Source organism: Actinoallomurus purpureus (assembly GCF_024055795.1).
GTDB classification, from domain to species: domain Bacteria; phylum Actinomycetota; class Actinomycetes; order Streptosporangiales; family Streptosporangiaceae; genus Actinoallomurus; species Actinoallomurus purpureus.
This window is the reverse complement of record NZ_JAMXMY010000007.1, coordinates 231,139-245,457: the sequence shown is the minus strand read 5'-3', so window position 1 is coordinate 245,457 and position 14,319 is coordinate 231,139. Positions and strand designations below refer to the sequence as shown.

Here is a 14,319-nt window from a genome sequence, read left to right as displayed (position 1 = left end):
GTCTCAGCCCTTCCGACTCCGTACGCGCTCTTCGCGACCACTTGACCGCCCGTGGCGTGGGCGGCATGTACCACAACGACCTGCACGGCCAGTCCGTGCTGTCCCTCCGGCACCTGACCGTCTGGTGCCGTGACGAGGGTTTCACCTGGACGGACGGATCCGCGGAGGCAGCGCAGGTCCCGTACTTCGACCTCGTCGACGCCGTCGAGGAGATCCTCCGTATCAACGAAGACCGCGAATACGCCGCGCTCGAACCCCGCCCATGACCAGCGTGGCTGCGCCCGATGCCTACAGTCCTCACTGGTGGTGAAGTCGGTCCTGCTCGCAGATAAGTCTCTCATTGCGAGCGAACCTCCATGCCGGCCCACGTGGGAGACGGTCGGTCCACCGGGGGCCCTCAGCGGGGCGATTGCAAAGGCACGGCGTCTGGACTGCTTGGCCAATGTCGGCCTCAGGCGTGCAGTGTCGGTGATCGTTTAAGCGTAGATGATCACTGCACTTCAGTGCCTAGACCGGGTCTGTCCAGCTAACGGCTCTGTCGCTCTTTCGGCTCTGTCGCTCTTTCGGTGGTAGCGGAGGGTGAGGCTATTGAAGAAGGATGCGGTGGCGCAGGAGACGGAAGCCCGCCCGGCCATACATCTGCCTCTTGATCAGCTTCGTTTTGGTGTTGACGCCCTCGGTGCCGCCGTTGTGGTATTCGCTGGTCAGGGCGGCGCGGACGGCGTCCTGATCGAGTCGCAGACCGCGGACGAAGGAGTGGACGTGCGGCAGGTTCGCCTCTTCTGCGGAGTGGATCCATTCCTCCAGCCGGTCCCCGTTTTCGTCGGCCGGGGTGAGGAGTTGGGCGAAGGCGCGGACCAGTGCGGCGAGTTGGCTTATCTCCGGGCAGGCTCGGGTGGTCTTGTGGAGGAGTTCCTGCTGGTCGGGCCTGAGGGTGTCCGGGCGGGTGAGCAGCAGCCGCGAAAGCCTGCGGGGTGAGAGGGCGGGGCGATCGTCCTCGACGCGGCCTTGGGTGATGTAGCGGTAAAGGAGGTTCTGGCTGCCGGTGTAGCCGCGTTCCCTGATCTCGCGCAGAAGCTGAAGGACGGGGACCGCGGGGTCCTCAGCCCGGCGTTTACGCAGGTACTCGCGGTAGGGATCGACAAGGGTAGGACGGTACTGGGGCGCCCGCCGCATCTGTTCGGGCTCGGCGATTCGCGCGTAGCGTTTGACGGTGTTCAGGGCGAGGTTCAGCCGCCGGGCGCACTCCAGAAGGCCGACGCCCGCATCGAGCAGGTCGTGGACCTGGTGCCACCGCTGCAGGGTGGTGGTCTTTCCGCCGTCGAGTTTGCGGACCCGGGAGGCGGTGGCCCAGCAGCCGCTGTGAACAGCCACTTCCTTACCGACGGCCTGGGCGAAGTTGTGCCAGATGTGCCACCGGTCGCCGACCTGGAGGGCATCGGGCAAGGCTTGGTGCACGGCTTCGGCGTAGCCGGCGGCGCCGTCACGGCAGACGATCTGAACGCCCGGATTCTCACGCAGCCACGCTGCAAGGGTGTCGGACCTACGGTCGGGCAGGACATCGACCCGCCGGCGGGTCTCGGCGTCGATCAAGATCGTGGCATAGGTCTGAGAGCGTCGCAGCGAGAAGTCATCCACGCCCAGCACCCGCGGCGTCGCCACCATCGGCAGCGGGATCCGCAGCAGGGCCCGCAGCGCGGTATGACGACAGATCCGCACTCCCAGCGCGGAGAACACGCGGGCACTGGCCCGGCCCGCTAACTCCCGCACCACCGCCCCGACCTGGGCCGCCAGGCGAACTGTCCGTCTTTGGTGACGCTCCAGCACCCCAGCGACCTGTTCCCGGAACGTCCGCCGGGGGCACCGCCAGTCCCGGCAGACCAGCCGACGCAACCGCACGTTCACCACCACCTGCCGCCCGTCGACCGGGACATCGGCCACGGTCCGTTCGCACCACGCATGAACATGGGCCGTCCCGACCCCGCATCCCGGGCACGGCACGGGCATCTCCCGGCTGCGGGCCCGCACCCGGATGAGCTCACCGTCGTCCGTCACATCATCGATGATCAGGCCCGACAGACCCGAAAACACCACATCGACAAGCTGGTTGATCCCAAGCACGCCTCAGCGTGACAGGACGAGACGCTCCGTTACCACCGAAAGAGCGACAGAGCCGAAAACCGTACAGTCCCTGCATTCGCTGCAGGCGCGGGAGCCTTTGGATTCGATGGCGGCCGCCAGGTCGAAAAGCCAGGCGAAGAGCCTTGGTGGAAAACCGGTCATCCCTTCGAGGCTCCGGACATCACGGTCAACAGGCATGGTCAGCTCACCAACGGCAGATACACGCTTGATTCGACCGGGATGGATCCTCATCTAAACGGCACGCCGGGCAAGAGTCAGTTTGGTTTTCACGTAAACTCGGGGAAGGCCACGCTCGATGGGGCTGCCTACGCAGATGAGCATGGTCTATGGGTGAATAACAAGGCAAAAGTGCCCGTCTCGAACGGTGTGGTTGGATCTCTTGGAGACGGGACTCCGACAAGCTGGATTAACGTATATCGTACTCGAACGGGCTTCGTTCATGGATCGCCAGGTAACCCACCGTGATAAATATTAATGAGAGTCTTCGGCGCGCCGCGTCGGCCGCTGCTACTTGGTCCCCCGGGTCTGCGCGCGAGGTTGCTGGCAACCTCGCGCGCAGGGCTTCGGCTGAGATTGATTGGGATGAGGGTGCGGGAGAAGGCTGGTTGCGCATAATTCATGGCAATCAGGTTATTGGCCTTGTCTTGACTTCTCTGCCATTTGCTTTTATTCAAAGCGGCGGTCAGATTGATTTTAAGGGGGGTGATGAGAAGCTAGTTGTTGTCGTTATCGATGAATTTGACGATATCCAACTATCATGTTCCCTCTCAGTTTTGTGTGACGTGTTCGGTAGTCCGGATAGGTTCAGATTGCTCGATCCGGAGGGTTTCTCTGTGAACGATCTATGGTATGCGACCGTATGAGCAAACGAGGTTGAGTTTAGAAATCCTGGATGCATCAAAGCTTCGGCTCACGGTGCCGCCTGCGCCAAAGGCGCCTCATGGAATGCCCTCGCTGGTGCATTCGCTTTAGGCGCGGGAGTTTTCGTATTCGACGGTGGACGCGAGGGCGAAAAGCCGAGCGAAGATCCTTGGTGGAAGAAGGGAGATAAATCCAGTGGGCTAGGCTAGGGAGGCATCTGAAGCGGCTTCACGGGCGGCTGATGATCCGGCAAGTATCTTCGTCAAGGATAAGCATCTATCATCTTTTGAGGGAAGATAGGAATAATTGTGGCTGACGACGGGCGGGTGATCAATGCATTTCGATTCAGGGTAACATGATGCCATGAAGATGCTCTATCAAGATCTCAATGAGCGAGACCTGAAGGGGAGGACGCTTGCAGATCTTCTGGTGCATATTGAAGCCGACTTCCAAATAATCGACGGCTCTGAGGTGATCTATTCAGAGCGATCCTTTCCGGTGGCAGAACTGGCGCGCGAACTTGCCTTCTGGCTCTCAAATAATGGAGATAGAAAGCCCGACTTTCATTTCTCGTCCCTATCGTTCGAGTGTCCAGGCGCTGTTAAGTTTATTCAAACCTCCATCGGCTGGATGGCAGAGTCTATGTTTGTAACCGGCGTGCAAAGCTCTCCAATTCCCTGGAGTGAGCTTGTTGTCTGCATAGATGAGTTCATTGCGGCGGTACGACGTGATGTGAGTAAGCTTGGGATTGATCCGGGATTCATAGTGCATTAATGCTAGGGGCGTAAGAGCCCGAGGACTTTCGTAGGGAAGCTAGCATCTGTGGAGGTTCCAGTAATCTCCAGTCTTCTCGACGGAAGTGTTGATCTTAGCTGTAGGAGCTCGAGGCGGGTGCCTGGGCCTTACGCCATCTATCGAAAGAGGGTGGATGTCGATGGTAATGCACTCTTTGCTAATAAGACTACGGTCGCTCCAGATGGAAGTGTCGTACATATCAACAGAAATAGGGAGGATAATTAGAGGTCATGTATGAGCCTCGCGAATATCAAGCCCTGACCGATCTAAATGGGAATATCGCGGACTTGGCTTGCGCCGTGCGTGATTCCAAGGCGTCCGGCGGCGAGGAGGTTGTGGCATTTGGTCGCAAGAACGCTATAGCGGTTCTTGAGAAATTCGTCGCAGGCCATGTTTCGGCTGACGAAATCTCGGAATGGGCCGAATTGATTCATGGCCTTGATGGGATTGGCATAGAAAAAGGGTTTGAAGATATAGTCCTGAAGTTCTTGTTCGAAGTTTCTACGCCCGAAATATGTGGACGGGTGTCGGTGGAATTGGCTCGACGGTGGATTGCACGTCTACGGGAGTGCGGCCAAGCAGCTGAAGGGGAGTGCAAATTCGATATCGGGTGGCTATAGGTATACTGAATTAGTCAAGTAAGTGTCTGGGGTGATCCGGCCAAGCCGTGGAACGGATGGTTGCACCGATGTACGCCGGTCCTGGTCTATTGTCCCCGTGCCCGCCGATGCCTCGTCAGGAGGACCATGTAACTCGGATGACTTAGTGGTCTGTTTACCTTAAGATTCGAAGTCTTTCATCGCGTCGGCTCACGCGCGTTCCTGCTGCCGGAACAACGCGCGGGAGATGGTCTGGCCGGTGGCCACCACCACGGGCGCGAGCGTGCCCGGTCTTAAGCCGGAGTCCCCCAGCACGACCGACACGGCGGCCATGACCTCGCCCGTCGCGTCCCGTACGGGCGCGGCCACCGACACCGTGTTCTCGGATCGAGCCACCGGTCGCTCATGGCGACGCCCGTCCGGCGCACCTCGGCGAGCGCCCGGCGCAGGTTGATGGCCGAGTTATGGCGAGCCAGATAGTGTTCCTGGACGGCCACCGCCGCGTATGCCAGGAGCACCAGACCGTCGCCGGTGGCGTGCGCCGGGCTCCGTCCGCCGGTCGCGCGCTTGGGGGCTCCCGCGCGGATCCGCTCCACGAGCACCACGTCCATGCCGTCCAGCACCGTCAGTAGGACCAGCTGCCCGGTGGTACCGGACAGGTCCTCCAGAAACGGCATCGCCACCTCCCTCAGCTCCAGCCTCCGCGGGGCCATCGCCGCGACGGCCCAAAGGTGCAGCCCGATCTGGTAACGGCCGTTGTGGCTGCGTTCGAGCGCGCCCCAGGACACCAGTTCGCGGACCAGCCGATGGGTGGTGGTCAGCGGTATCCCGGTCCGCCGGCTGACGTCCGAGAGGGCGAGCGGGGCCGCACTGCGCGGCCTGAGGGACGTCTTTGACAGGGCTCAAGGCCTCGGCGCCAACGATCCAGGCGGCGGCCTGCCCGGTGTGGGCAGACCGCCGCCGTACGCGGCGGACCGTCAGCGCTTGATGTAGACGCTGGTGTTCAGGCGCAGGTCGGCCGAGGAGGAGCCGACGGAGAGGGCGCGCCGGCCCGTGCCCACGGTCCAGCGGTGGCTCGTGCTGTTCCAGTAGCTGAGTTGGCGTTCGCTCACGTCGATCCGTACGCGGCGTGACTCACCGGGCCGCAGTGCAATCTTCTGGAAGCCGGCGAGTGACCGCACCGCCTGAGGCTCGGACACGCCGGGGGCGGCACCGACGTAGAGCTGTGCCACCTCCTGTCCCGCGCGCCGCCCCGTGTTCGTGACGGTGAACGTCGCCTCCAGCCCGTTCCGGCCTGGCCGCACCGAAAGCCCGTGATAGGAGAAGGTCGTGTAGGACAGGCCGTGGCCGAAGGGGAACAGCGGCCGGACCTGCTCCTTGTCGTACCAGCGGTAGCCGACATAGATGCCCTCGGAGTAGTCCTCCTGCAGGTTCACCCCGGGGAAGCGCCTCGGGTCCCCGGCGACCGGCGTGCGGGCTTCGGAGGTTGGGAACGTTTGGGTGAGCTTTCCGGACGGATCGACGTCCCCGAACAGCAGCCGGGCGGTGGCCTCGGAGCCTTCCTGACCCGGGTAGTACATGTCGAGGACGGCGGCGGTGCCGTCCAGCCACGGCATGCTTACCGACGAGCCGGTGTTGAGGACCACGACCGTACGCGGGTTCGCCTTCGCCACCGCGGCGATGAGCGCGTTCTGGTTCCCGGGCAGCGACAACGACGACCGGTCGGAGCCCTCGGTGCCCTCGTCGTAGGCGAAGACCACCGCGGTCGTGGCCTTCTTCGCGGCCGCGGCCGCCGCCGCGATGTCGGCCTTCACGGTCTGCGGCGTGGACCAGGCGAGCCGCACGCTCTGCGCCGCGTCGGCCGGCGCGGTCGTCTTCACGGCGAGGGTGTGCTTACCGGCGGTGAGCTTCAGCGTGACTGGCGCGTTGGTCAGGCCGTCGGTGGTCGGGATGAGGCTGCCGCTGAAGAACCCGCCCGCGGTGACGACGTCCTTGCCGTCGACGGTCACCGTGCCGCTGCCCCCGGACGTCTGCAGATCCAGCCGGTAGTCGCCGGTCTCCGGCACCGTCAGGGTCCCGGAGTACGAGAACGACTGGCCGGCGGGCACCTTGTCGCCGCCGGTGCGGTCGATCGGCGTCGCGGGCGACAGCGCCGACGCGGGGACCAGCACCCCGTCGAGGTTCTCACCGACCGAGTAGTCGACCCGCGCGCCGCTTCCGGCCCGTGCCTTGATGGCGTCGAGGGGAGCCTTCGCGGACTCCGGGATCACCCGGGCGCTGCCGCCACCGCCGATGAGCGGTGTCCGGGCCGTCGGGCCGACGACCGCGATGCTCTTCGCCGCACCGCCCGTGAGGGGCAGCGCGCCGTGCTGGTTGCGCAGCAGGACCGCGCCGGACTCGGCGACGGTCTGCGCCACCCGCGCGCCGCCCGCCGCGTCGCGGGACGGCCGCGACTGCTTCTTGAGCAGCCCGAAGCGCTCCATCTGGCCGAGGATCCGGGCCACGGCCTGGTCGAGAGCGGACGTCGGGATCTCGCCCTTCTGCAGCGCGGTACGCAGAGGCTCCTTGAAGTACGCCGTGAAGATCGGACCGTACGCGTCGCCCGGCATCTCCTGGTCCAGGCCCTTGGCGATCGCCTCAGGGGAGTGGGTGGCGCCCCAGTCCGACATCACCCAGCCGCGAAATCCCCACTGCTCCTTCAGGATCGACTTCAGGAGCTGCTCGTTCTCACAGGCGTAGGAGCCGTTGACCTTGTTGTACGAGCACATGACCGCGCCGGCGCCCGCCTCGATGGCGGCGTTGAAGCCCGGCAGCTCGATCTCGTGCAGCGTCTGCTCGTCGACGTTGACGTTCACCGCCGGGCCGAACACGCCGCGGTCGGTTTCCTGGTTGTTCTCGGCGTAGTGCTTGACGGTGGCGATCAGCCCCTGGGACTGGATCCCGCCGACCTCGGCGGCGACGGTCCGGGACGAGACGAGGGGGTCCTCGCTGAACGTCTCGAAGTTCCGGCCCGCGTACGGCACCCGGATGGTGTTGACCATGGGGGCGAGCAGGACGTCCTGGCCCAGCGCGCGTCCGTCCCGTCCGATCACCCGTCCGTACGCGCGGGCGAGCCCCTCATCGAACGACGACGCCAGCGCGACCGGCGCCGGCATCGCCGTGGCGTGGGCGGTCACCCGCACACCGGCCGGGCCGTCGGTCAGCCGCAGTTCGGGGATGCCCAGGCGCTTCACGCCGGGGATGTATCCGGCTTCGCCCAGCGACTTGGGGTCGCTGGTGCCGCTGACGAACGTGAGCTTCTCGTCCAGCGTCATGGCGCTGACCAGCGACCGTACCTTCGCCGACCATGCCGACCGCCCTGCCGCGGGGTCGGCGATGGCCGGGCCGGCCGTGGCCGAGCCGAGCAGCGCCGTCAGCGCGGTGAGGGCGGTGACGCGGAGCGCTCGGCCCGATCGTCGCCGGAAGACGGGTCGTCTCATGGAGATCCTTTCTCTTGCCCCGGGCGGGGAGCCGTCATCGCGCGCGCAAGCCCGGATGACGGTGGATTCAGCGGGGGGTGCTGTGGCGGGCCCGAGAGCCTCGGAACCCGCCACGTCCCCTGCACGGGGTTGATCAGCTCGGCGTTCCGATGCCGCGGGCGGTCATCAGGCCGGTCGCGCGGGCCGAGGCGCCGGGAGCCGACAGGCCGTCCCAGAAGTCGCAGTTGTGCTCCGCGCGGTACTCGCCGAAGGAGATGCGGGTGCTCTGCCCTCCGGGCCGCAGCGAGAGCACGGCTTTCGCCCTGAGGTCCGGCCAGTACGCCAGGCGGTGGAGCGGCGAGTTGGGAGTGCCGCCGCGCGTGAACGAACCCCAGTAGTGACTCATGTCGTCGGCGAGCCGGCGCTGGGCGGCGGTGAAGTACGGCGTGATCGGGGTGCCGTTGTCGAAGCTCGGGAACAGGTAGGGCAGCTCACCCGCGTGCGGCGCGCCCCACTCGTACCCCTCCGGCTTGCCGGGGGTGAGCCCCGGGAACTTCCGGTCGTCGAACTGGTACTGGTAGGTGCGGGTGTGGCGGGCGATCTGCTGGGCGAGACTCAGCGCCGGGCATCCCCCGATGCCGGCGACCAGGCCGGCGTCGGTCATGATCGCCGCGATGGCGTAGGCGGGAGCGTACGGGCCGGTGTAGGCGCTGACGGGGTAGCGCTTGAGCACCTCGGACGCCTTGTCCCCGTACACCGACCTGACCCAGGCCTCGTACTGCTCCGGCGTGTACCCGAGGAAACCGAGGGCGAAGGTCCGGCCCTCGTCGTGGTTGGCGCCGATGACCACCGGCACCCGGGCGAAGTGACCGGTGCTCACCGCGTCCGCGGGCGCGGTCGGCAGAGGATCACCGCCGTGCACCAGGGAGGTCTGGATGCGTGTGCTCGCGTCCAGGAGCTCCGCGACGGGCTTGGCGCGGAGGCACGCCAGTGCGGTGGCCGGGTCGGCGCAGCCGACCGAGCGTGCGAACGCGGTGCCCTGCGACTCGGCCTGCTCCCGTGGCTCCGACGGGCAGGAGCCGCTCTGTATGATCGCGCGCTTGAAGAGTCCCGCCGAGCCCGGCGCGGCCAGGTGCGCGCACACCGACATCCCGCCCGCGGACTCGCCGCCGACGGTCACCGCGCCGGGGTCGCCGCCGAACGCCGCGACGTTCGTCCGCGTCCAGCGCAGCGCGGCCTGCTGGTCGAGCAGCGCGTAGTTCCCGCTGAGCCCCGGCAGTGTGAGCAGGCCGAAGACGTTCAGCCGGTAGTTGGCGGTGACCACGACGACGTCGTTGTCGGCGGCGATCTTGGCCCCGTCGTACTGCTGGGCGCCGCCGTTCTGCAGGCCGCCGCCGTAGATGTAGAACAGCACCGGCAGCCGGCGGTGCGCACTGCGCGCGCCGGCGGGCCGGAAGACGTTGACGTAGAGGCAGTCCTCGGCCTCCGAGCGCGGTCCGTTGCCGCTCGGGAGCTGTGGACAGGGCGGACTGAACCTGGTGGCCTGGCGCACGCCGGACCAGCGCGGCGCGGGCGCGGGCGGGGCGAGGCGGCGGTCCCCGACCGGGGGCGCCGCGAACGGGATGCCGAGGAACTTGTCGACACCCTGGACAGTGCTGCCCCGGACGAGGCCCTTGTCGGTCCTGACGACGGTCCCGTCACCGCCGCCGGACGCCGCGGCCTGCGCCGGGGGGACGAGCAGGGCCGGCAGCACGAGGGCCGCCCCGATGACGATGGAACGAATCGATCTTTGACGCGGTCGTCGGCGGATCATGTGTACCTGCCTCTCAAGCCGCCCTCAGGCCGCGGACACCGAGGTGTCGCCACCTCGCCTTTCCGCAGCGGGACGACATAATCGGCCCCCGATCACGAGTGGTTGCCTTCGGCACCGGACTCCGGTTCGATCTGCAAGAGGAGACTAAGTACCAGCATCTGACCGGTCAATGAGATTAAATAAGGACATATTTTGTCCAATCCTTGACGAAAATCATTAATGTCAAATACTGGACGTAACTCTCGAGAGAATGCCAAGGTTTTGCGTATGACCGACTCAGTCGAGGCGCACCGGAGGCCGACCGCCGTGGGCCTGATCCTGAACGAGCTGCGCGGGGAGGTGTTCCTCACCCGGGCGGAACTGATCGAGCGGACGGGCCTGTCCCGGTCGTCGGTGTCCGGGGCGGTGGCGGAGCTGTTGTCGGCCGGGCTGCTGGCCGAGCGCACCGCCGGCCCGGATCCCGGGAAGCGCCGGCCGGGCCGTCCGGTCGCCGGGCTGTCGCTCACCTCCGCGGCCGGGCTGGTCGCGGCCGTCGACTTCGGGCACAGCCATCTGTCGGTCGCCATCGCCGACATGTCCCTGCGGGTGCTGAACGAGCACACCATCGACTTCGACGTCGCCGGTAGCAAGGACGCCGCGCTGCGAGCGGCCGAGGAGCAGATCCGCGCCGCGCTCGCGCCGCTGCCGGATTCCCGGGGACCGGTCGCGGTCGGCATGGGCCTTCCGGCACCGGTCCTGGCCGCCGACCACAGCGTGGTGACCAGCTCGATCCTGCCCGGCTGGGGTGGTTCCCGCCCAGCCGCCGAACTCAGCGACCGGCTCGGGCTGCCCGTCGTCATCGACAACGACGCCAACCTCGGGGCACTGGCGGAGGCCCGGCTCGGCGCCGGCCGCGGCCTCCAGGATCTGCTTTACCTCAAGGTCTCGTCCGGCATCGGTGCCGCCCTGATCCTCGCCGGACGCGTGCACCACGGCTTCCACGGCCTGGCCGGAGAACTGGGGCACATACCGGTGGGCGCTGCCGGCGGCGCGGGGCGGGCGTGCCGGTGCGGCGGCCACCGCTGCCTGGAGTCTCTGGCGTCGTCGGCCGCGATCCTGGAGGTGCTCCGGCCGTCCTTCGGCACCCTCAGCCCAGCCCGGCTGATCGACCTGGCCGACGCCGATCCGATCGTCCGGCGTGCGCTCACCGACGCGGGCCGGGCCATCGGCATCGTTGTCGGCGACCTCGCGAACATCCTCAATCCGGCCGCGGTCGTGCTCGGTGGGTTGCTGGCCGACGCCGCCGAGCCGGTGCTCGCCGGACTCCGCGAGTCGCTGGACCGGCGCACCCATCCGGCGGTGGGCGACGGGATGCGCCTGGTGGCCGGTGAACTGGGGGAACGCGGGAGCAGCCTGGGCGCCCTCATACGCGCGACGGAGATCGCCGTCCCGGTCGTCCGGCCGATGTCGCAGGCGCGCGCATGACCGCCGGGGGCAGGTCCCGGCACCACGAGCGGCTGCTGGCGCTGATCCCGTATGACACCGCCGTGACGATGGCGGACCTCGTCCGGATCAGCGGGCTGAGCCGGCCGACGCTTGCCGACATGCTCCACCGGCTGCAGGCGGAGGGGGCCATGCTGTGCGAGCCCGCCGTCGCGTCCGGTGGCCGGGGACGGCCCGCGCAGCGCTGGCGCAGGCGGCCGCCTGGGGGGATGTTCGCCGCGCTCGCGTTCTCGCGTGACTCCGTCCGGGTCCGGGTCGCGAACGCCGATGACCAGGCGTTCGCGGAGCGCGAGGAGACGCTGGATGTCGCTCTCAACGCCAGGGGCGCGCTGGACGGCGGCCACCGGCTCCTAAACGAATGCCTGGCGACATTGGACTCGGACGTGGAGTCGCTCACGAGTCTCACCCTGGGCCTGCCCTGTCCCGTCGGCGACGGGAACCAGCCGCAGACCCGTGGCCTCCTGCCGGACTGGGTCGGCTTCCGGCCGGTGGAGTGGCTGCGGGACCGGCTGCCCGGCGTCCGGATCACGGCGGAGAACGACGCGAACCTGGCCGCTGTCGGGGAGATCCTCGACGGCGCCGGGCAGGGCTGCCGCGACCTGGTGTACATGAAGCTGGCCCCCGGTATCGGCTCGGCCTTGGTCATTGGAGGGCGGCTCTACCGGGGCGCCGCGGGCTATGCCGGCGAGATCGGCCACGTCCAGATCAACGAGATGGGCCACCCGTGCGTGTGCGGGGCCCGCGGTTGCCTGGCCATGGAGCTGTACATCGCCGCCCGGCACAGTACCGGCGGCGAGGGCGGGCTGCTGGCCCTGACCGAGCTGTTCCGGCGCTGCGACGCCGGAGACATCGCCGCCGGGCGTGTGCTCGGCCGCGTCGGAGGGCTGCTGGGCGAACAACTCGGCGCGCTGGCCAACATGATCGACCCCGAACGCGTCGTGGTCAGCACGGCCGACGTGCCACCGCACCCCGCCCTGCTGGCCGGGATCCGGGACGGGATACGCCGCACCGCGCTGCCCGCCGTGGGTGACCTACCGGTGATCCCCTCGCCACTCGGCATCCGAGCGGAGCCACTGGGCGGGATCGCGCTCGCGCGGGGCGCCCACCTCAGCGGCCTTGCCCACTTCACCGCCTCACCGGAGCGGGGCCGCCGGGGACCCGGCGGCGTGTAGGAGCGCAGAGGATTCGCCGCCGGCCTCGGCCCGCTCGCCCACGACGAGGGTGCATGCCGGCTTGGCCGTGTCCACGCCGGTCTTGGGCGGTTTCTCCGTCAGCGCCGTGCGCACGGCGCTGACGCGTGGTTGATCTCTCCGGGGCGAGCCACGGAGCGCGACGTCCGGGGCTCGGCGATAGGCTCGGCTGGGCTAGCGGACGGGAGGACGTTGTGATCAAAGTTGGGGTGCTGGGCGCGCGTGGGCGTGTCGGAGCCGAGCTGTGCCGCGCGGTCGAGGCGGCGGATGACCTGGAGCTCGTCGCGGCGGTGGACGCCGGTGACTCCCGGGAGCCCCTCGAGGCCGCCGAGGTCGCCATCGACTTCACGCATCCCGACGCCGTCATGGACAACCTGCGCTGGTGCGTCGAGCACGGCGTGCACGCCGTGGTGGGCACGACCGGGTTCGACGAGGAGCGGCTCGCCGCCGTGCGCGGGTGGCTGGCGGAGCGGCCGGGGACGAACGTCCTGATCGCCCCCAACTTCGCCGTGGGCGCCGTGCTGATGATGCACTTCGCGCAGAAGGCCGCGCCGTTCTTCGACTCGGTGGAGATCGTCGAGCTGCACCACCCGAACAAGGCGGACGCGCCCAGCGGCACCGCCCGCCGTACCGCCGAGCTGGTCACGGCCGCGCGGGTGAAGGCCGGGGTCGGCACCTCTCCGGACGCGACCACGACCGGCCTGGAGGGGGCGCGCGGTGCGGACGTGGACGGCGTCCACGTTCACTCCGTCCGCCTCGCGGGCCTGATCGCGCACCAGGAGGTGCTGCTCGGCGGGCACGGTGAGACGCTGACGATTCGGCACGACTCGCTGAGCCGCGAGTCGTTCAGCCCGGGCGTGCTGCTCGCCGTCCGTCGCGTCGCCGAGATGTCCGGCCTCACGATCGGGATCGAGTCGCTGCTCGGTCTCTGAGACCCCCGAAGACGTACGACGGCCGCCCGCCCTGCTTCCCATGCGGGGTCGGCGGCCGTCGTCCTTCCCCGACGCCGTCGGCGGCGGAACGACCGTGCGGCGCTCAGGCGTTCAGGCGGGTGAGCAGCGTCGAGATCAGGTCGTGCACCGACTCGGTGGAGCCACGCCGGAGGTATGCCTGGACGCGCCCCAGCACGTCGACGCGTGTCCCGTGGCCGAGCCCCGCCCGCAGGTGCAGGGGGCCCGAGCGTCCGGGCGGCCCGAACCACCAGGCGGCGTCCCGGGTGTGCCGCCGCAGCACCTCGCCCGCGTACGCGCCGGCCGGCACGAGGAGCTCCCCGTCGGTGAACGTGTCGTCCTCGTCATCCGGGCGCAGACCGTGGAGGCGCCGCCGCTCCTCCAGCGCGTCGTCGAGGAGTACGAGCGACTCCACCGAGCCGTCGAGCCCGTGCCCGGCGGTGAGGCGGGCGGCGTTCGCGCCCTGCAGGGTCTCCAGGTCCGGTGAGCCGTCGGGCAGGTTGGGATGGCGGGCCGGCCGCCCGGTCGCCGGGCGCGGGCGAAGGGGGCTGCCGATCGTCGCCGCGATGTCGCGGTCCCAGAGGAACTGCAGCACGCTCACCGGCGGTTCGCCGGTGCTGTGCACGAGAACGGTCGAGCGGCGTCCCTCTCCGCTGATCCGCTCGGCGTGCGCCAGCGCGCCCGCCACCTTGATCATCAGCTGGACGTAGTCGAGGGCCTCGCGCTCCGGTGCCCAGTCGTCCGCCACGAGCCAGAGAGCCTGGTCGCCACCGGGGGGACCGGTGACGAGGTCGACGCTGTCGAGGTCGGCGAGGCCCACAGGATGAACTCCGTACGGGGGAAGTGTTCGCTGCGGCGAACATTGTCGCGCCGTTGGGCATCCGTGTGCACTTCGACCCGCCGTCGGACGCGAACGCCGAGGCGCGGACACGCCTCGTTCACCGCTGGACCGGCCCGCTCGCCGACGACGCCACCACCGTCCTCCTGGAGTGGAGGCCCGACGGCCCGCAGCGGCAGTATCTGTCCTGA

Annotated in this window: 12 protein-coding genes and 1 pseudogene; 7 read left to right on the top strand and 6 right to left on the bottom strand. The window is 68.0% G+C overall.

What is annotated here, in order from left to right; translation table 11 throughout:
• Positions 1-65: 65 nt before the first annotated feature.
• Positions 66-266 (top strand): hypothetical protein, encoded by a 201-nt coding sequence (locus NE236_RS15800; protein ID WP_252842721.1) that lies wholly within the window; start codon positions 66-68, stop codon positions 264-266.
• A 319-nt stretch (positions 267-585) separates the two neighbouring features.
• Here NE236_RS15800 and NE236_RS15795 read toward each other — a convergent pair whose 3' ends face one another.
• Positions 586-2,121: an ISL3 family transposase gene (locus NE236_RS15795; protein ID WP_443612858.1), complete on the bottom strand. Its 1,536-nt coding sequence runs from the start codon at positions 2,119-2,121 to the stop codon at positions 586-588.
• Between the two features lie 1,245 nt (positions 2,122-3,366).
• Here NE236_RS15795 and NE236_RS15790 point away from each other — a divergent pair.
• Together NE236_RS15790 and NE236_RS15785 are read left to right on the top strand one after the other, a co-directional pair.
• Positions 3,367-3,777 (top strand): DUF7878 domain-containing protein, encoded by a 411-nt coding sequence (locus NE236_RS15790; protein ID WP_252842720.1) that lies wholly within the window; start codon positions 3,367-3,369, stop codon positions 3,775-3,777.
• A gap of 251 nt (positions 3,778-4,028) precedes the next feature.
• On the top strand, positions 4,029-4,418 hold the full coding sequence (locus NE236_RS15785; protein WP_252842719.1) for a hypothetical protein: 390 nt from the start codon (positions 4,029-4,031) through the stop codon (positions 4,416-4,418).
• 189 nt (positions 4,419-4,607) lie between these two features.
• On the opposite strand, the gene NE236_RS15780 is transcribed toward NE236_RS15785, so the two are convergent.
• The 4 genes and pseudogenes from NE236_RS15780 to NE236_RS15770 all read right to left on the bottom strand — a co-directional run bounded on the left by NE236_RS15780 (position 4,608) and on the right by NE236_RS15770 (position 9,608).
• Positions 4,608-4,793 carry an IclR family transcriptional regulator C-terminal domain-containing protein gene (locus tag NE236_RS15780; RefSeq protein ID WP_252842718.1) on the bottom strand — a complete coding sequence of 62 codons (186 nt, stop codon included), beginning with the start codon at positions 4,791-4,793 and terminating at the stop codon, positions 4,608-4,610.
• Between the two features lie 14 nt (positions 4,794-4,807).
• Positions 4,808-5,296: pseudogene (locus NE236_RS45055) on the bottom strand (IclR family transcriptional regulator); the annotation flags it as partial.
• Positions 5,297-5,374: 78 nt separating this feature from the next.
• On the bottom strand, positions 5,375-7,876 hold the full coding sequence (locus NE236_RS15775; RefSeq protein WP_252842717.1) for a glycoside hydrolase family 3 C-terminal domain-containing protein: 2,502 nt from the start codon (positions 7,874-7,876) through the stop codon (positions 5,375-5,377).
• Between the two features lie 133 nt (positions 7,877-8,009).
• Positions 8,010-9,608: a carboxylesterase/lipase family protein gene (locus NE236_RS15770; RefSeq protein WP_252842716.1), complete on the bottom strand. Its 1,599-nt coding sequence runs from the start codon at positions 9,606-9,608 to the stop codon at positions 8,010-8,012.
• 327 nt (positions 9,609-9,935) lie between these two features.
• Here NE236_RS15770 and NE236_RS15765 point away from each other — a divergent pair, with 327 nt between their 5' ends.
• From NE236_RS15765 to dapB, 3 genes are all read left to right on the top strand, one after another.
• Positions 9,936-11,132 carry an ROK family transcriptional regulator gene (locus NE236_RS15765; protein ID WP_252842715.1) on the top strand — a complete coding sequence of 399 codons (1,197 nt, stop codon included), beginning with the start codon at positions 9,936-9,938 and terminating at the stop codon, positions 11,130-11,132.
• Positions 11,129-12,322 carry an ROK family transcriptional regulator gene (locus tag NE236_RS15760; RefSeq protein ID WP_252842714.1) on the top strand — a complete coding sequence of 398 codons (1,194 nt, stop codon included), beginning with the start codon at positions 11,129-11,131 and terminating at the stop codon, positions 12,320-12,322. The genes NE236_RS15765 and NE236_RS15760 overlap by 4 nt, the downstream gene beginning before the upstream one ends.
• A 212-nt stretch (positions 12,323-12,534) precedes the next feature.
• Entirely contained in the window at positions 12,535-13,272 is a 738-nt protein-coding gene (dapB, locus tag NE236_RS15755; RefSeq protein WP_252842713.1) for a 4-hydroxy-tetrahydrodipicolinate reductase, read from the top strand.
• Between the two features lie 103 nt (positions 13,273-13,375).
• Here dapB and NE236_RS15750 read toward each other — a convergent pair whose 3' ends face one another.
• Positions 13,376-14,110 (bottom strand): hypothetical protein, encoded by a 735-nt coding sequence (locus NE236_RS15750; RefSeq protein WP_252842712.1) that lies wholly within the window; start codon positions 14,108-14,110, stop codon positions 13,376-13,378.
• 53 nt (positions 14,111-14,163) lie between these two features.
• Here NE236_RS15750 and NE236_RS15745 point away from each other — a divergent pair, with 53 nt between their 5' ends.
• Positions 14,164-14,319 carry a hypothetical protein gene (locus NE236_RS15745; protein ID WP_252842711.1) on the top strand — a complete coding sequence of 52 codons (156 nt, stop codon included), beginning with the start codon at positions 14,164-14,166 and terminating at the stop codon, positions 14,317-14,319.